The organism is Flavobacterium sp. 25HG05S-40, from assembly GCF_052654735.1.
The window spans coordinates 1,160,879-1,179,520 of sequence record NZ_CP199750.1 but is presented as its reverse complement, the minus strand read 5'-3'; the positions used below and the strand labels follow the sequence as shown (position 1 = coordinate 1,179,520).

The 18,642-nt window shown below is 35.7% G+C and carries 17 protein-coding genes; 1 reads left to right on the top strand and 16 read right to left on the bottom strand.

What is annotated here, in order from left to right; all coding sequences use genetic code 11:
- Positions 1-7 precede the first annotated feature (7 nt).
- The 3 genes from ACULEU_RS05010 to ACULEU_RS05000 are packed head-to-tail and all read right to left on the bottom strand — an operon-like array spanning position 8 to position 2,916.
- The gene (locus tag ACULEU_RS05010; protein WP_445454352.1) at positions 8-766 is read right to left on the bottom strand and encodes an FkbM family methyltransferase; all 759 of its coding nucleotides are present in this window, start codon (positions 764-766) and stop codon (positions 8-10) included.
- A 15-nt stretch (positions 767-781) separates the two neighbouring features.
- Positions 782-2,047, bottom strand: coding sequence for an ABC transporter ATP-binding protein (locus tag ACULEU_RS05005; protein WP_445454351.1), 1,266 nt, complete (start codon positions 2,045-2,047; stop codon positions 782-784).
- Entirely contained in the window at positions 2,047-2,916 is an 870-nt protein-coding gene (locus ACULEU_RS05000; protein ID WP_445454350.1) for an ABC transporter permease, read from the bottom strand. Before ACULEU_RS05000 ends, ACULEU_RS05005 begins: the two co-directional genes overlap by 1 nt.
- Positions 2,917-3,069: 153 nt before the next feature.
- On the opposite strand from ACULEU_RS05000, the gene ACULEU_RS04995 reads away from it, so the two are divergent.
- Positions 3,070-3,813, top strand: a complete 744-nt coding sequence (locus ACULEU_RS04995; RefSeq protein WP_445454349.1) for a tyrosine-protein phosphatase — start codon at positions 3,070-3,072, stop codon at positions 3,811-3,813.
- 4 nt (positions 3,814-3,817) lie between these two features.
- Here ACULEU_RS04995 and ACULEU_RS04990 read toward each other — a convergent pair whose 3' ends face one another.
- From ACULEU_RS04990 to ACULEU_RS04930, 13 genes are all read right to left on the bottom strand, one after another.
- Positions 3,818-6,226 carry a GumC family protein gene (locus ACULEU_RS04990; RefSeq protein WP_445454348.1) on the bottom strand — a complete coding sequence of 803 codons (2,409 nt, stop codon included), beginning with the start codon at positions 6,224-6,226 and terminating at the stop codon, positions 3,818-3,820.
- Between the two features lie 6 nt (positions 6,227-6,232).
- Entirely contained in the window at positions 6,233-6,994 is a 762-nt protein-coding gene (locus tag ACULEU_RS04985) for a polysaccharide biosynthesis/export family protein (protein ID WP_445454347.1), read from the bottom strand.
- 129 nt (positions 6,995-7,123) lie between these two features.
- Positions 7,124-9,073 (bottom strand): polysaccharide biosynthesis protein, encoded by a 1,950-nt coding sequence (locus ACULEU_RS04980; protein WP_445454346.1) that lies wholly within the window; start codon positions 9,071-9,073, stop codon positions 7,124-7,126.
- 30 nt (positions 9,074-9,103) lie between these two features.
- The gene (locus tag ACULEU_RS04975) at positions 9,104-10,246 is read right to left on the bottom strand and encodes a DegT/DnrJ/EryC1/StrS family aminotransferase (RefSeq protein WP_445454345.1); all 1,143 of its coding nucleotides are present in this window, start codon (positions 10,244-10,246) and stop codon (positions 9,104-9,106) included.
- Positions 10,247-10,256: 10 nt separating this feature from the next.
- A complete protein-coding gene (locus tag ACULEU_RS04970; RefSeq protein WP_445454344.1) occupies positions 10,257-10,814 on the bottom strand; it encodes a sugar transferase in 558 nt (185 codons plus the stop codon).
- Positions 10,811-11,443, bottom strand: coding sequence for a NeuD/PglB/VioB family sugar acetyltransferase (locus ACULEU_RS04965; protein WP_445454343.1), 633 nt, complete (start codon positions 11,441-11,443; stop codon positions 10,811-10,813). The genes ACULEU_RS04970 and ACULEU_RS04965 overlap by 4 nt, the downstream gene beginning before the upstream one ends.
- Positions 11,444-11,449: 6 nt before the next feature.
- Positions 11,450-12,055 carry a sugar transferase gene (locus ACULEU_RS04960; RefSeq protein WP_445454342.1) on the bottom strand — a complete coding sequence of 202 codons (606 nt, stop codon included), beginning with the start codon at positions 12,053-12,055 and terminating at the stop codon, positions 11,450-11,452.
- Position 12,056: 1 nt separating this feature from the next.
- Positions 12,057-13,064, bottom strand: a complete 1,008-nt coding sequence (locus ACULEU_RS04955; RefSeq protein ID WP_445454341.1) for a sugar-transfer associated ATP-grasp domain-containing protein — start codon at positions 13,062-13,064, stop codon at positions 12,057-12,059.
- On the bottom strand, positions 13,057-14,199 hold the full coding sequence (locus tag ACULEU_RS04950; protein ID WP_445454340.1) for a hypothetical protein: 1,143 nt from the start codon (positions 14,197-14,199) through the stop codon (positions 13,057-13,059). The genes ACULEU_RS04955 and ACULEU_RS04950 overlap by 8 nt, the downstream gene beginning before the upstream one ends.
- Positions 14,192-15,352 carry a glycosyltransferase family 4 protein gene (locus ACULEU_RS04945; RefSeq protein WP_445454339.1) on the bottom strand — a complete coding sequence of 387 codons (1,161 nt, stop codon included), beginning with the start codon at positions 15,350-15,352 and terminating at the stop codon, positions 14,192-14,194. Before ACULEU_RS04945 ends, ACULEU_RS04950 begins: the two co-directional genes overlap by 8 nt.
- A 15-nt stretch (positions 15,353-15,367) precedes the next feature.
- A complete protein-coding gene (gene gmd, locus ACULEU_RS04940) occupies positions 15,368-16,525 on the bottom strand; it encodes a GDP-mannose 4,6-dehydratase (RefSeq protein ID WP_445454828.1) in 1,158 nt (385 codons plus the stop codon).
- Between the two features lie 22 nt (positions 16,526-16,547).
- Positions 16,548-17,498 carry a GDP-L-fucose synthase family protein gene (locus ACULEU_RS04935; RefSeq protein WP_445454338.1) on the bottom strand — a complete coding sequence of 317 codons (951 nt, stop codon included), beginning with the start codon at positions 17,496-17,498 and terminating at the stop codon, positions 16,548-16,550.
- A 7-nt stretch (positions 17,499-17,505) separates the two neighbouring features.
- Positions 17,506-18,642 carry a glycosyltransferase family 4 protein gene (locus ACULEU_RS04930; protein WP_445454337.1) on the bottom strand — a complete coding sequence of 379 codons (1,137 nt, stop codon included), beginning with the start codon at positions 18,640-18,642 and terminating at the stop codon, positions 17,506-17,508.

The following is an 18,642-nucleotide window of genomic DNA, read 5'->3' as shown; positions in this document are numbered from 1 at the left end:
TGACGTTTTAATACTTTTCTTCAATTACTTGCGAGTCGATTGTACCTCCTTTTAAAACAAAAACAAGTTCTACGAGCCATAACACTTTAGTACGGAAAGGTCTGTTGATTTCGGTAATGTCAAATAATGTATAGCCATTTTTATCCATGAAATTGATCGTTTCCAAAAGACTGTTGTTATACGATTTATTCAAAACACTGGCTTCGACCATTATGATTTCTGTTTTACCTAGGTAATTTGAAGCGCCTTTTAGCACTTGAATATCAATGCCTTCAGCATCAATTTTGATTAAATCCGGTGTTGGAAGATTACTTTCAGCTAATAATTTATTCAGCGTGATAATAGGCAATTCGAGCTGTTTGTATCCGCGTTCTTTGGCTTCTGCTGCTGAATAATTGAAAGACGAACTAACATCTTCATCTGCCACAGTAAAAGTGAAAGAACCTTCTGCTTCGCCAGCGCCGTATGAATGGAGTTTTACATTAGGATTAGCGTCCAACACATCTTGAATAGATTCTTTTAACCAATATTGGGGTTCCACCATCGTGATGGAAGCATTTGGAAAGAACTTTAGAGCACTTCTCGTCCATTTACCATGATTGGCTCCAACGTCAACAATATGTTTAGGTTCAAAACCAAATTCCTTAAGTATTTGGAAAAAATTGGCCAACGGTGTTACGTAGCTATTTTGAACTAAATCTTTTGAGTTTATATTAACTAAACGAAATCCGAGTTTGTTGATTATTTTTTTTACACTTTTTTTCATAATACTTATTACTGTTTACTCTATTTTCCAATCAAAAATTGGCTTTATAAAACCGGGCTCTTTGCCCATCCAAGAACCAATTGGCCTTTCCCCTTCCTGTATGTTAAAGGATAAAATATCTTTTTCTAAGAACAAAACCGACTTCGCATCCTCAATGACAAAAAAGGAAATATAATAAGACCCAATATTTAAAAACCCTTTGGGAAGCTTGCATTTTATTTGGTTGCGCCCTTGTTTTAATTGCAATCCCACATTGACGTGGGAAAAAGTAAAAATAGGTTCACCATATTCGTTATTCAAAACCATGGTTACATGTAAGGCTTTCTGAAGATGTTTTAAGGTAAAATCAATATTCATTTCAATTTCCTGATGTTCATCCAATACTTGATTATTTAAATCATTTACAACTTTTACACCAATGGCATGTAAGGTATAATCGGCTGTATCAAATTCGGTGGTAAACTTTCTGTGATTCAGAGATTCTGAATTTCCAATGAGATAATATCCTACTGCCTTTTCAACAGTGTCATTTTTAGCTATCATTCCGTTTTCTAAGACAATTCCTTTGGTACAAAGACTTTTAACGGCTGCCATGTTGTGACTAACAAACAAAACCGTTCTTCCTTCTCCTTTACTGATTTCGCCCATTTTTCCAAGGCATTTTTTCTGGAACTCGGCGTCACCGACAGCCAATACTTCATCTACAATCAGAATTTCACTTTCGAGATGGGCTGCTACTGCAAAAGCTAAACGCACATACATTCCTGAAGAATAGCGTTTTACCGGAGTATCAACGTAACGTTCCACACCAGAAAAATTGATTATTTCATCCAGCTTTCTGGTAATTTCTTTTTTTCGCATTCCTAGGATTGCACCATTGAGATAGATATTTTCTCTTCCGGACAATTCCGGATGAAAACCGGTACCCACTTCAAGTAAGCTAGCAATTCTACCTTTGACCTTTATTTCACCAGTAGTTGGTGCGGTAACTCGAGAGAGCAACTTTAACAAGGTACTTTTTCCGGCACCATTTTTCCCGATGATTCCAACGGCATCACCCTGATTAATTTCGAAATTAATATCGCGTAACGACCATACGATATCGCTTCCTCCTTTGGTACTTCTGTCATTAGTCTCACCAATTTTAAGGAATGGATCTTCTTTACCGAGCACTTTGGTAATCCAAAAACGCTCCATATCACGTGATATCGTTCCGGTTCCTATTTGCCCAATTTGATAGGCTTTGGACAAATTTTCAACATGTATAATAGGCTTACTCATTAGATAGTGTCCACAAAGGTTTTTTCAGTTTTATTAAAAATTAGGATTCCAGCAAACAGTATCACCATCGTCATTAGTATCGAATATCCTAAGCTCCATACTGTAAACTCTCCTTTTCCTAAAAAGGCATAACGAAAAGCTTCAATGATTCCGGTCATCGGATTTAATTCAACTAATGAACCATATCCTTTTTCGCGTGCGTAACTCAGCGGATAAATTACGGTAGTACCATACATTAACAACTGTACACCGAAGGTCACTAAAAAGGTTAAATCTCTATATTTCGTAGTCATTGCCGTAATTATCAAACCCAATCCTAAACCAAGAAGAGCCATCAGAACAACCAAAAATGGAAATAAAAGCATTCCTGTTGTTACTTTGAAACTAGTTTCAGGCATGGGAAAGAAATAAAAATAGACCATCATACAAAGCAATAGTAATAACTGTACTCCGAAGCGTACCAAATTACTAACCACAATACTTAACGGCATAATTAGTCTTGGAAAATATACTTTACCAAAAATATTGGCATTATCTCGAAATACGGTACTTGTCTTGGTCAGACAATCTGAAAAATATTGCCATGCTGTGATTCCGGTGAGATAAAATAAATATTGTGGAACGCCATCGGTACTGATTCCGGCTAAATTACCAAAAACAAAACTAAAAACTATAGTGGTAAAAATAGGCTGAATAAAAAACCAAAGTGGTCCTAAAACGGTTTGCTTGTAAAAACTAACAAAATCACGTTTGACAAACAAAAACAATAAATCTCTGTAATGCCAAAGATCTTTAAATTTCACATCAAAAAGCGAAGTATGTCCTTTAATGACTAGATCCCAATTTTGAGACTGACTGCTTTTATTCATTCTACTTGTTGATTTTTGATTTTAATTTAGTAGGCGCAAATATATAAATTACATAAGGTGCGCGAAAAGAATTGAATTGATTTCTTTGGTAAACTGTTAACATTTGATTAAAATGTTTTTATTTGACTAATTTTGTGAACTAAATCAATTGTTGTGTTCCATTTTTTCAAAAAAAACAAGCCTTTTTTAAGAGATTTCATTCCGGATAATTACATCGACATTCATTCCCATTTGTTGCCCGGAATTGATGATGGTGCTGCAACTATTGAAGATACTACAAAGCTCATTAGTGGCTTGGAGGAAATTGGTTTTAAAAAATTTATAACAACACCACACACTATGGGTGAAGTTTGGAACAATACTAGTAGCGGCATCAACGAAAAATTAGCTTTGACTGTTGCTGAACTTAAAATTCCAAACATTGCTAATCGCCTTAAAGCAGCATCCGAATATATGATTGACGCAGAGTTTTGGGAGCTTTTTAAAAAGGAACCTCTTTTGACTTTGAAAGATAACTATGTATTGGTTGAAATGTCCTATTTAAATCCGCCTATTCAGTTGTATGATGTCTTGTTCGAATTACAAGTTGCCCAATATCGTCCTATTTTGGCGCATCCTGAACGCTATAATTTTTATCACGAACTCAGTTTGAGTCATTATAAAAAACTAAAGAAAGCCGGATGTCTGTTTCAGATGAACATGCTTTCAACTACAGGATATTACGGTGAAAGAGTAGCCAAAACTGCCGATTTACTACTGAAAAACGGATTAATCGATTTTGTAGGTTCGGATGTGCATCATACAAGACATTTAGAATACATGCACAAAAAAATTGTTTTGAAAAATCATGAATACATGACACCAATTTTCCAAAACAATTCTTTCTTCAATTTCTAATACATTACTTTTTAAAGAAGGATTTAATTTTTCCAAAAAGTGTTTTTTCAGCTTCTGCATCGGCTTCGTAACCATAACCATATCCGTAAGCATAACCATACTTGTAGCTATATCCGTAAGTTCCGTAACCTTTATAGTTAGAACCTACATTGTTAATTACATAAGCCATATTTCTCAACTTCCCTTTATCGCTCAAGTTTACAGAGAATTCTAAAATTTTCTTAGGCGTATAATCTGCTCTAACAACATATAAAGTAGTATCGACTAAATGAGAAATCACAAGAGTATCCGTTACCAATAATGTTGGTGGTGTATCAATAATAATGAAATCGTATTCCTTTCGAGCTTCAGCGATTAGCTTTTCTAAACGGCCGTTAGATAATAATTCGGCTGGATTTGGTGGAATTGTACCCGATAAAATGATATCCAAATTAGAATTATCTAAATAATTTTTATTGATGGTACTATGCCAATCTACAGAAACATCGTGAAGGAAATCCTGTAAACCTAGTTGGTTTTTTCCCGTATTCAAATAGTTATGCAATTGAGGGTTTCTCATGTCTGCACCGATAAGTAAAACCTTTTTGTTCATTATCGAAAAAGAAATCGATAAGTTCAACGCTGTAAATGTTTTTCCTTCTCCTTTGATGGTTGAAGTAATCATGATGGTTTGCCCCAATTGTTCGGTTTGTAATGGGAAAATATAGGTCAGATTGGTTCTTAAAATCCTGAATGACTCACCCAATATCGATCGGTCATTTATACCTGTTAATCTGTTTTCGCCATTGATATGCGGCACTTCAGAAAGGATAATTTTATTTTTGGTCAGTTTCAGAATATCTTCTTTAGTATGCAATTTGTCATCCAATAAGAAACCAACATATAAAAACAAGAACGGAATCAACAAACCAATTAAGATGGCTGCCATATAATACGTTCCTTTTTTTGGTGCCACCGGGCTTGAACCTGTCATGGCGTAATCTATCACTTTGATAGAAGAAGAAGTTATGGCTACGTTTATCGCTGCTTCTTCTCTCTTTTGTAACAATAACAAATACAGTGTTTCTTTGATGTTTTGCTGTCTTTCAATACCTCTTAAAACTTTTTCATTATTCGGGATAGAACTGAACTTACTTCCTGATGTATTTTTAATATAATCATTCTTAGAAAGCGAAACTTCTAACTCCTTTTGATACGAGTTTATAGAGCCTAAAATGTTAATTTTTAGATTAGACAACTTATTATTCATGGATTTAATCAACGGATTATTTGGCAGACCGCTAACCGATTGCCGTTCACGTTCTAAAACAACAGTATTGTACTCGGAAATAGACTGATTAATTCCGTTATTAGTCAAACCTATATTCGCTGGCAATAAACCAAGACTTTTATCTGATTTTACTGTTTGTTCTAAAACTTTTGACAAAGCAATTTGAGTTTCCACTTGGAATACATCGTTAGTCGCATTTACTTTACCTTGAGTAGCTGTAAGTGCATCTTCGTTAATGAAAGTCAACCCTTGATTACGCTTGTAATTGGCTTTGGTCGTTTCTACAGAATCCAGTTGTGCTTCAATAGATTTGAATCGCTGATTAACGAAATCAATCGTTCTTTGCGATACTAATCGTCGGTCACTCAAACCATCAATATCAAACTGTTTGATGATTTCATTCAGAATAACTTCTGATTTATCTCTGTTGGCTCCTGCTAATGAAAGTATAAGAATGTCCGAATTTTTATTGCTGTTCGAAATATTCAAACTATTAGAAAGACCTAGTGCCACTGACCTAACAGCAGCATGTACCACCAAAAACTTTCTACCGTTAAGTTCTTTTAAATCCGTTCCAACCTGAAGTAATAGTTTGTACGGAATACCACTAATATATTGTATAGAATTAAATGGATGCACTTTTGAAGAAGAGCCCGAAGACGAACTCACCACTTTATAACCTCCATTGGCAATTTCGATTTCGAAGGATATGGACTTATCATCCATTTTTGCCGAATTGTCTAACCATTCTATGGTGAAAGGCCTGTTTTTCCAGATTTCAACATTATTTAAATAACCAACATTATAGTATTGATTATTTAAGTTCAAGCTTTTACAAACTTGCTCTAAAAGACGGTAAGATTTTAAGACTTCGATTTCATTATCCAAATTGACCTTGTTCTTTCCGAATAAAGCAACCGGACTATTGGGCATTACAAAACTGCTCTTGGAATCATCAATGATTTTTACTTTTGCCTTTGATTCGTATACAGAAACGGTGTGGTTTAGGTAATATTTTACCACAAAAAAACATACGACTACGGAAATTAAGAAATAATGCCAATAGCGTAAATACAGAAAGAATTGTTCTAAAAAGTCGAAATTATTGTGTTTCTCTTCGAGATCAAATTTTATATTTTCCATCAAATATTATCTTTTTAATAATAAAACAAGTGTCGCTGCAAAGGATAAAATACCTATGATGCTTCCAATGTTACTCAAATAACCTGAAGACATTACTTTGGCGCCATTAGGATTTACAATAATAACGTCATTTTGTTTTACGTAGTAATAAGGGCTCGAAAACCAGTCTGAAGACGTCAAATCAATTTTGATATAGTTCCGGGTTCCGTTGTTTTCTCTAATTAATAAAATCTCTTTTCTTTTTCCGAAAATAGTCAAATCGCCAGCATATCCGATGGCTTGATTGAGCGATATATTTTGTTCCTCAAAACTGTATGTTCCTGGATTTCTAACCTCTCCCAAAACCGTCACTTTACTGTTGATTACTCTAACATTTACATTAGCGTCTTTGATATATCCGTTGTCGTTCAATAAATCAACCAGCATTTTTTGCAATTGATTGGTCGTTTTTCCTGCCACTTTCAAAGAGCCAAGAATTGGAAATACAATTGTTCCATCTTGAGAAACTAAATAACCCTGAACTTTATAATTATCCATATTGATGGATGCTGAACTATTGATGTCTAAATTAAAAGGTTTGGCAGAATCCTGAATTAAAGCGTCAACTTTAATGTATAATATATCGTTAACCTGAATTTCATTCGCCACGTAATTGATAGAACTTTGTGAACTATTTTGAATATCCTGATAATAAATTAGGTCCTTTTTGTTAGCACAAGCAGCCAATAAAATCATGGCAGCAAAGGAAAGTAGTATTTTTTTTAGCATTATATAATCTCTTTGATTTAATATTGAACTCTGAAAGTAATTAGTAGTATTTACTATGGGGCAAATCTACAATTTGATTTTAAATTATTTAAGTTTATTCGGATTTAAATTAGTGTACTTGAGTAGCTTCTAATCAACATCTAATGTTTGATATTCCGAATTCATGCTCTTGAATTCAGGAACAATTTTTTTCATCTGCGCTACTACATCCAAACTTGGATTTTTTCTGGTGATGCTTATCAGTTCAGCTATGGATTCTTTGATTTCTCCATATTCGGCGATGCTGTCTTGAGCGATTAAAATTTGATTGTTGTGCGTTGGTAATGTTTTGGATTCATCACTTAACAACTCTTCAAAAAGTTTTTCTCCGGGACGCAAACCAATAATTTTAATATTGATGTCTTTATCCGGAATGAATCCGGCCAAACGAATCATCTTTTTAGCTAAGTCGATAATTTTTACCGGCTCACCCATATCAAAAATATAAATCTCGCCACCATTCCCCATCGCTCCAGCTTCTAAAACGAGTTGACACGCTTCCGGAATGGTCATAAAATAGCGAATGATTTCAGGATGTGTTATGGTAATAGGTCCACCATCTTGAATTTGCTTTGTAAATAACGGAACGATAGAACCATTAGAACCTAAAACATTTCCAAATCGGGTTGTGATGAACTTAGTAGCATTCTTTTTGTTGGCATTGACCAAATGATAATTTAGTGATTGAACGTATTTTTCAGCAATTCGCTTGCTTGCTCCCATCACGCTGCTTGGATTCACGGCTTTGTCCGTCGAAATCATCACAAACTTTTCGACCAAATATTTTCTTGATAAATCAGCTAGGTTTTTAGTTCCGATTACGTTGGTAAAGATGGCTTGAGACGGATTTTCCTCCATCAAAGGAACGTGTTTGTAGGCCGCAGCATGATACACAAAATCAGGTTTGAATTTTTCAAATACTAATTCGAGTGCATCATAATCTCTAATATCAGCTAAAACGGTTTTTATTTTAACATCATTTACCAATTCAGAGACTTCCAGCTGTAAACTATGTAAAGGAGATTCTGCCTGATCGAGAATAATAATCTTATAAGGACTAAAATTCGTAACTTGTCTGACAATCTCACTTCCAATAGAACCAGCACCACCCGTAATCATGACTCTTTTTCCTTTTATTTGCGCAGAAATTTTGTTATTGTCTAAAACAATAGGTTTTCTTTCCAGCAAATCTTCAATGGCAAAATTCTGTAATTGGTTGGAGATTTGGTTTTGGTCTTCCCAATCGGTGATTAATGGAACCGTGAAAACTTTAAAATTGTAATCTAAACACTCTTCGACTAATTTTCTAGTTTCTTCTTTCGTTAGACTTTTTTCAGCAATAATCAACGCTTCTGCATTCATCGATTTCAAAATCACGTGAATTCCTTTGCGCTGATTAATAATAGGCAAGTTCAGTATACTTTTATTTGTTTTGTCTTGTTGAAATTTATTGACAAAAGCCACCACATTAAATCGAGCCGGTTTTTCAGTTTTTAGAGCATTCGCTACTGAAATCGCATTAGCATCAGCACCATAAATTATTGCTTTGATTAATTGGTTGGTATCGGCTACCTGCAGATAGGTTTCGAATACATTTTTTACTAAAATTCGGAACAAGAATAATAATAAAAACGAAATTACGTACGTTATAAATAATCCTGTGGAAAGGAATAATCTATCGTGCAGTATAATCTGAAACGAATAGTTAAAGACCATTAAAGCCAAATAAGAAGCCGTTGTAGCTACTAAAAGCTTTACCCCATCAATAAAAGTGGAGTGCCTGATAATACCACTATAGGTTCTGAAAAAGACAAATGAAAAGGCATTGACAAGAATGACAAAACCATATTGCAGATAAGGATTTAGCGTTGGATATAGTTTTACATTCAAACTAAATACCATAATTTGAGTAATCACACATGCAATTAAAACAATGAATACATCGATGGCAAAAATTATCCATCTTGGTAAATACCCAATGTTTTGAAATCGTTTGGTGGATATGACTCTTCTCAACGACTTATATATAAATTCACGCATATTAAAAAAACCAGTTGCTACAAATTTATGTTAAAATATGTTAAAAAAACTTTTAAGAGCACTAGAAATTCTGATTTTATCGTTGTCTGTAAGGTTCGAACCTGAGGGTAAGCACAATCCATTCTCAAAAAGTTGCTGGGAGACTTTAGCGCCGTAATAAGGATAGTGTTCAAATATAGGTTGCATGTGCATTGGCTTCCATAAAGGTCTGCATTCAATATTCTCTTGTTCTAATGCTATTCGTAAATCGGCACTAGACTTACCTAAAGCCTTGGTATCAATAACAATACAGCTCAACCAATGGTTTGAAAAATAATCAGAATTTGGCTCGGCAAATACGGTTACTTCTTTAATATCTTTAAAAAAATCAACATAAAAATCGTGCATTTGACGTCTTAAATTAATATGTTTTTCCAAAATTTCCATTTGCCCTCTTCCTATTCCAGCACAAATATTACTTAACCTATAGTTATAGCCAATTTCTGAATGTTGGTAATGTGGTGCCGCATCTCGTGCTTGTGTAGCCAGAAAAACAGCTTTATCTTTAGTTTCTTTTGAATGCCCTACTAAAGCTCCGCCACCGGAAGTCGTAATAATTTTGTTTCCATTAAAAGATAAAGCAGCAATAGTTCCAAATGTCCCACATTTTCTACCTTTATAAGTGCTTCCTAAGGCTTCTGCACTATCTTCTAGTATTGGGATTTGGTATTTTTGTGCGACAGCATTGATTTCATCTGCTTTAAAAGGCATGCCATATAAATGAACGGGAATAATGGCTTTGGGTTTTTTGCCTTTTGAAATTCGGTCCACAATAGCTTCTTCCAAAGCAACAGGGCACATATTCCACGTTTCCGATTCACTGTCAATAAAAACTGGTGTAGCACCAAGATATAGTATTGGATTGCAGGATGCCGAAAAAGTAAAGCTTTGACAAATAACTTCATCTCCAGCCTGAACTCCGAGTAAAACCAAGCCTAAATGAATCGCAGCAGTTCCCGAACTCAAGGCAGCTATCTGAACCTCTTCTTTTAAAAAGTGCTCTAAATCCTGTTCAAATCCGGTAACATTCGGACCCAAAGGCGCTACCCAATTGGTATCAAAAGCTTCTTTAATGTAGTGTTGCTCGTTTCCTCCCATGTGTGGTGAAGAAAGCCAAATTTTTGCGTTATTCATGGTGTTGTATTTAACCTTTAAAAATGGTTTTTAGTATGATTTTAATGTCTAATAAGATGTTGTGATTGTAATAATACTCCAGATTTAGCTTTACTTTATCGGGAAAAATTACTGAGTCATTATAGTGTAAAGCATCACGCTGCTGCTCAAGAATAGTTTCTTCATTATAATATTTTATCGAAGCTTCGCTAGTTATTCCAGGCTTTAGTTCCAATATTTTTCTGTTTTCTCCAACCAATAGGTCGTAGTAACCTTCAATATCCGGTCTTGGCCCAACAATGCTCATTTCTCCTTTCAAAACATTCAGAAACTGTGGCAATTCGTCTATTTTATATTTTCTGAAAAAAGCACCAATTTTAGAAACGTTCCCTGTAGTTGGATGCACCGTTTTCAACTTGTAAATCGTAAAAAATTTCCCGTATTGTCCTACTCTTTTTTGAAAAAAGAGTCCATTCGATTGAGTGTCAAGCATCAGAATCAACCACGAAAATAGCATCAAAGGTAACAATAGCATCAAAGAAAATAGGGAAACAATGATATCGAAAACTCTTTTCAAGATAACTTTCATTTAATACTTTTTGCCGGAATTCCTACCACAACATCAGCATTGGAAATATTGGAAACTACCATCGCTTGTCCGCCGATAATCGCATTGTCATCAATAGTAATTCCTTGAACCGTTGACGAGCCTATTCCCATTTCAACACAGCTACCAATTTTAGTGTTACCACCCAAATTTACTCCTGGTGCTAATGATGAAAATGACTGAATCGAACAGTTATGTCCCAAACTGCAGTTCATATTGATAACCACAAAATCGTCAATAACAGTTTCATAATTAATAGCTGTTCCGGGATAGATAATACATCCTTTTCCAAAAGTAACTGCCTCTGAAACCCAAGCATCTTTGGCAATAAAATTGGGAAAGTCGAAAGACAAATTTTGATACTGGTCAAATAAATTCTTTTTGATTGATGGAAAAGCAATTCCCCAAACGATAGCAATTCCTTTTCCTGAAAATTCCTGCACTTTATCTACAGCACCCAAAACCGGAAAACCAGCAATAATGGTGTTGTGTTTTGAAGCATCATCATCCAAAAAACCAATCACTTCAAACGATTGGATAAACTGATTGAGGTTGTAAGCAATAAATTTGCCTACGCTTCCGGCACCAATTATGAGTAGTTTTTGCTTCATATCATTTTAATTTTTTCCGTTAAAAGGCTGCATCGGTCGATCGATTGACTGGTTTACTCCTTCGGTACGGACTACTTTTATAAAAGTCAACCACAAAATTTTTACATCTAAAACAAACGATAAATGATCCACATAATAAATATCAAAATCAAATTTCTGTGTCCAACTAATCGAATTTCTGCCATTGACTTGAGCCCAACCCGTAATTCCGGGACGCACCTCATGACGACGCAATTGTTCTTCAGAATAAAGCGGCATGTATTTAAACAAAAGAGGTCTTGGTCCAATTAAGCTCATATCGCCTTTCAGAACGTTTAGTAACTGTGGTAATTCGTCTATCGATAATCTTCTGATAATTTTTCCGGCTTTGGTGATTCTTTGATTGTCAGGCAATAATTTTCCATCGCTATCTTTAGCATCGGTCATCGTTTTCAGTTTGATAATCTGAAATGCTTTCTGTTTAAATCCCGGTCGTTCCTGAAAGAAAAAAACAGCTCCTTTATTCTGAAAAGATAGAATACCTATAACCACAACTAAGATTGGTGCAGTTAGCACCAACACAAGTACGGAAACCAATATATCTAAAAACCTTTTAAAAAATAATCGGTACATTTTAGTGCAAATAAGGTTCTAACTTGTATTTTAATCCTCTTTGAGCCGGTAATTGCCATAATAATTTACACCAATCGTGATTTCCTTCGATAAAGCCCGGACCATTTTCAGTAATGACAATATCCCAACCAATCGACCGGTTTTCAGGATGCTCTTTAGCTGCTTTTTTGACCATCGCAACCGTTTCCTTCCAAAAAGGAACTTGCAGACCTACAATTGAAACACCGGTAATCGGATGCACTTTTTCTTCTGGTTTTGTGATATCGCTGTAAACGCCACTACCGTTGATAATTCCCGTATGTTCATCTATCGGAGCTGCCATATTTCCGGCTGCCATATTATCTACGGATGAATTTACGGAGATACGTTGTCGGCAACCCAATAAAACAACCTCATTAGTATCATCTAATTGAGTAAAAATCCTAACGGTATTTACGGCTGAAGGTGATAAATTATTCAAAACCGGATGTTGTTGTATGAATTCCTCGACCAAATCAAATTGACTGTTTTCCATAAAAGTAATGATGCTTTTTTCATCAAACTCGTTGGCATTTTTTATCAGAACATCAATCCCGCAATTTCCATCGGCGACTTTGAAAACTAATTTTCCAGCAGGCGTTTTTAATAGTTTTTGAAGCAATTCCGGTTTTTGCTTTAAGTCGGCAACATCCCCAACGGTGTGCACAAAATAGTCTTTATAGGAACGATAAAATTTAGTCTTATCATCCAGAATATCTCTAGTGTTTTTCGGATTCATTTTCAATTGATATTCAAACATATATCCCGTTCCGGCCCAAGTTTGGCGTTGTGAATTGGATTGTTCAAAAAAACGAAACTGAAAATATTCTAAAATAGAAATATTGTATTTGAAAACACAGTCGATAGCATCAAATACCAAACTAATTTTATGGCGCCCTGTCAATTTGGAAGCATGATTCAGAAAAAGCTGAAACTTCTTCCAATCCATTTTTTTAAGATAATATCCTAAGTATAAAAGTCTTTTAAACATTCTTCTTTTCTTTTAAAGTCAAAGCCATTTCATCTGCAGCCATAAATTCGACATCAGGCCATTTTTTTACTATTTCCTGTAACAATCGTTTCAAGTTGTCCAATCCTTTTTCACGGTTTTTGGGGTCAATGTGTCCACAAAAATTCACTCGGTGCGAACTGATAATAGCTGGTTTGTTCCAACGAAAAGCGGTTTCTATTTGCTTCATGGTAAAGGCAACCCAATCAATTCCACGATCTTCTGTAGGTTCAAAAACCACATTCCGAACCATAATCGTAAGATCTTCTTTGGTTTGCTTCCCGATATAGTTAAATGACTTTTTGTAAACGTTCAAGCCTTGGTGTTCCTCACGAAGCAAAGCTAAGTCGATATACTGTATTCCGTTGTCTTTTAACGTTTGGAATAAGGAATGGTGAATATTAAAAACAGGTGGCGTGAAATAGTTACTCTTGTATCCATAAACCTCTTCAAAAAGCTGTAAACCTTCTTTTAAAATTGGTTTTAGAGCTTCGTTTTCCTTCACGTTCCAAAAATCCAATTCGGCCGTACATGACATTGTAGGATACTCTTCATCTGAAATGCTGGTAAAGGATTTATTTTTTAAAGCGGTTAGCAATTGTAAATCTCTCCTATTCAATTTATCATTAAAAACGGTCAGATTCAAATGCTCTCTTCCGTGAAACTGCGGTTTTAGAAAACCTTTAGCAATGCCTTCTTGCCATAAACCCCAAGTTCCGGTGTAGGCTTCAGGTTGTTGAAGGGCCAATTTTTTATACGTATTGGGAAGTGTCTCAAAATAGAACTTTTGAAAATCCTCGGCTTCCATTTTTTCAAAATCGATATTGCAAGGCAAAGCAAACGGTGTAAAAACGGCATGACGCCCATTTTTATCTTTAACTGATGATAAAACATCGAAAAGCTGTTCTAAATCTTGTGTCGTTTCTAAGGTATCCAAGGCATCAAAACGCGAATAGATTTTCATTTCGGCAGCATCCATATTTTTTCTGGCTTGCGCCGAATTGAGTCGGACGTTGCCATAGTCATCTACAGAAAACACTACGATTTTACGCTTAGTTTTCCAACCGATGCTATTCTTTAGATTCGAAATGATATTGGACAGTATAGCTTTAATCATGAAGTGGATTCAAATAATAATCGACAAATTTATCCGCATTATCGCGTCTGAAAAGTTTCGCTGTCGCGATTGCGTTGGCTGACATTTCATTCCATTTTTGCTTATTGGTACTCAAATGAAGAATAAAATCTTTGGCCAAATGCAAATCCTTTTCGGCAAAACATTCGGCAGCATTGTATTTCTGTGCGTAAGTATTTAGTTCCGAATCTTCTCCAGCGATATACACCGATGGAATTCCGTAGCTCATTAAGTTATACGACTTACTCGGAACACTTCCTTTGGAAGTTAATTCGTCTAAAATTACGATGCCCAAATCGGCAGCAGATAATGAAAACGGAAACATTTCATCCGATTGAAACGGCAGAAAGGTACAATTTGGTAAATTCTTTTCGGCGACCATTCTTTGCAAAGCCGGAACTCGAGGTCCACGACCTATTATTTGGAAAATGATATTCGAATTTTCTTTTAGTAATTCAGCCAATTCAACAACAACCTCAACCTTATGAGTCAAGCCGATGTTTCCCGAATATTGAATGATGAATTTATCTTGTAACTGATGTTCTTTAACAAAAGGATTATCCTCTTTAGCAACTCTTTCATTAGCCTGAAAAATAGACCAAATCGGTTGAATGATAATTTTGGATTTTGAGACATAGACTTCTAAAAGTTCTGCCATTTTATCACCTATGGTAAACAATCGGAAGGCTTTTTTGAAGGATTTTCGGTTTAAGGAAGCCCAAACTCTATACAAGAAATGCGTTTCCTTCATTCCGGTAATCTTGAAAGCATCAGGATAAACATCCCAAACCACCATGCTGAATCGGTTAGAAACCAGTAGATTCAACAAATAACCCATAGGCGGAATCGAAACGAAAAATACTTCGTGTTTTCTGTATTTGGTTAATATTAGCCAATACATTTTAAAACACGCTTTTATATAAGAAAGGAATTTTTTACTAGCAGGTCTCTCCACCCATTTATTGATGTAAGTCACTTCAATATCAGTAGAAAGTTCTTCACCCTGAATGTGAACACTTCCGGTTACCAAAGCAACATTCGCAAACTTATCCGCGAAAGCGTTACAAAAACCAACAGTCAGATAATTAGACGCCTGATTGACAACGACTATCTTTCTATCTTTTATTTTTTCCATTAAATGAAATTACTTTTATTCAGCTTGACGCAAGATTTTGTGACCGCCTTCGGCCAAATGAATGTCTCTTTGGAATAATTTCACATCCGAAGAAACCATTTCTTCCACTAGCATTTTAAGATCGTATTTTGGTTCCCAGCCTAATTTCGTTTTCGATTTAGTAGGATCACCAATCAATAAATCGACTTCGGTTGGACGGAAATAACTTGGATCTACTTTTACCAAAGTGCTTCCAATAGCCGGAATTTGAAATTCTTTAGTAGAAAACTCTTTTCCTAAAGCAGCTTGATATCGTTCAGCATCAATAGCTTCCAAAATTCCAACTTCATCAACGCCTTCACCTTCAAATCGCATAGTAAATCCAACTTCGGCGAAAGCCATTTTTATAAAATCGCGGACACGTGTTGTGATTCCGGTTGCGATAACATAATCTTCCGCAGTATCTTGTTGCAGAATTCTCCACATGGCTTCTACATAATCTTTGGCGTGACCCCAATCACGTTGTGCATCAAGGTTACCCATATATAAATCACTTTGTAATCCCAAAGCAATTTTGGCTACCGCACGCGTAATTTTTCGGGTTACAAACGTTTCTCCACGCAAAGGCGATTCGTGATTGAACAGAATTCCGTTACAAGCAAACATATTGTAGGCTTCGCGGTAATTTACCGTAATCCAATAGGCGTAAATTTTGGCCACGGCATAAGGCGAGCGCGGATAAAACGGTGTTGTTTCCGATTGTGGTACTTGTTGCACCAAACCATACAACTCCGAGGTTGACGCCTGATAAATCTTAGTTTTATGTTGCAATCCTAACAGACGAACCGCTTCTAAAAGTCGAAGTGTACCTATTCCGTCAGCGTTTGCGGTATATTCGGGCGTATCGAAACTCACTTTTACGTGAGACATGGCCGCTAAATTATAGATTTCATCCGGTTGTACTTCCTGAATGATTCGGGTGATGTTCATCGAATCAGTCATATCGCCATAATGCAATTTCAAACGAATTCCTTTGGCATGTGGATCTTGATACAAATGATCAATTCTGTCTGTATTAAACAATGACGAACGTCTTTTGATACCGTGAACCATATAGCCTTTTTCAAGAAGTAATTCCGCTAAATAAGCGCCATCTTGTCCTGTAATTCCTGTAATTAATGCGGTTTTCATCAGTTTGATTTTTTATAAATAATAATTACATTTTGACTTGTTTGAACGAATGTTCGTGTTCCAAAAACCAGTTGTAGGTCGATTGGATTCCGTCTTCCAACGAAATTTTGGCTTTCCATCCTTGGTTGGCCATTTTAGAAACATCCATTAATTTTCTTGGCGTTCCGTCAGGTTTTGTGCTGTCCCAGATGATTTCTCCAGTATGACCGACTGTTTTCTGAATCATTTCAGCCAACGATTTTATGGTCAAATCTACTCCAGTTCCAATGTTGTTTAAATTCTCCGCAAACGGATTTTCAAGCGCAAAAACAACAGCATCGGCTAAATCATGTACGTGTAAAAACTCGCGCATAGGTGAGCCCGAACCCCAAAGTGTTACGGCTTCGTTGTTGTTTTGTTTGGCTTCGTGGAATTTTCGCATCATTGCTGGCAAAACGTGAGACGTCTGCAAATCGAAATTATCGTTTGGTCCGTATAAATTAGTTGGCATCAGACTCACAAAATCTTTCCCAAATTGTTTACGGATCGATTCACAAGCTTTGACTCCGGAAATTTTAGCAATCGCATACCATTCGTTTGTCGGTTCCAATGATGACGTTAACAAACACTCTTCTTTCAAAGGTTGCGGTGCTAATTTTGGATAAATGCAAGAGCTTCCTAAGAAGATAAACTTGTCCACATCTTGGTTTAAAGATGTATCAATAAGGTTGTTTTGGATCTGCATGTTTTCCATCAGAAACGTAAACGGATAGTTATTGTTGGCCAAAATGCCCCCTACTCTTGCCGCGGCATCAATGACAACATCCGGTTTTTCGGTGGCGAAAAATTCCTGAACGGCTGCTTGATTTCTCAAATCGAGTTCCTTGCTGGTTTTGCCTACAAGATTTTCGTAGCCTTTAGCTTGTAAAGCAGTCCAAATGGCACTTCCTACCATGCCTTTGTGTCCGGCGATGTATATTTTTGAAGACTTGTTCATTGGTATTTTATTTAAAAACAGATAATAATTCGTAGGCAGCTGCTTTCATGCGACTATCATAAGAATCGTATAAGGGTTTGGTATAATCTCTGTTAGGGTAGTTTTCTAAAATCGAAACCAATTGACCAACGTTGTGTGGTTCAAAATAGGTTCCAGTTTCTTCTAACTGTTCAATATTCACATTCAAATTGGCTGCAATAACGGGAACTTGGAGTGATTTAGCATCTTCGATAACGGTGCTCCAGCCTTCAAACAAACTCGGTTGTAAAATGGCTTTGCAGTATTTCATCAATAACAACTGGTCACCACGTGGAATCAACCCTAAAAACTTAATTGATTTTTTCAAATCATTTTTATTGATAATATCGTGTAATTCCTGCATATAAGGTGAATCCGGTTCGTCCGGAAAACGACCTGTGATTCCGATGCTAACCTCGATACCCTTTTTCTTCAATTCGGCCACAGCCTCAAAAACAACTTTATGGTTTTTGTGTTTGTGAAACTGATTGCTAATCATATAAAAATGTTCTGGCAAATCATATTTCTTTCGAATTTCATCATAAGTCATATCGGGCATTCCTTCGATAATAGAAACGAAATGATAAATATGAATGTTCAATTTGTTGGGAACCTTAAAAAACTTCAGAAAATCATCTTTCACAGCCTGACTGGAAACGACTAAATCTTTGGAGTTTTTTAGGATTAGCTTGATTCGAGCGTTTCGCTCTATTACCTTTCTTTTGGTAAAAAACTGCGGATAATACATGTGTTGCAAATCCGCGTACCACGAAACTAATTTGGCATCTAACTTACTTTTAACGGGATAATCGTGCATTGGAAAAATAGCGTCAAGCTTATGATTGACCACCAAATCATGTACAAAAGTGTTTTTATTTTTCAGAATAGAATCAACATACCCTTTGTAAATGGAAGAGAATTTATGCGGTACCAATTCCAGATACGGATAATCGATTTCGTCTACATATTTTTTTAAAGACGGATTATAAAGCACTACAACCTTTGGTTTGTCTTTATCGTCAAGGAAATTCAAAATACGGATGGCATTTAATAAATAAATAATTCCACCAGTCCATTTTGGATTGAAATTGAAAAGTAGGCCTAATTTTAATCTGTTGTCCATCAT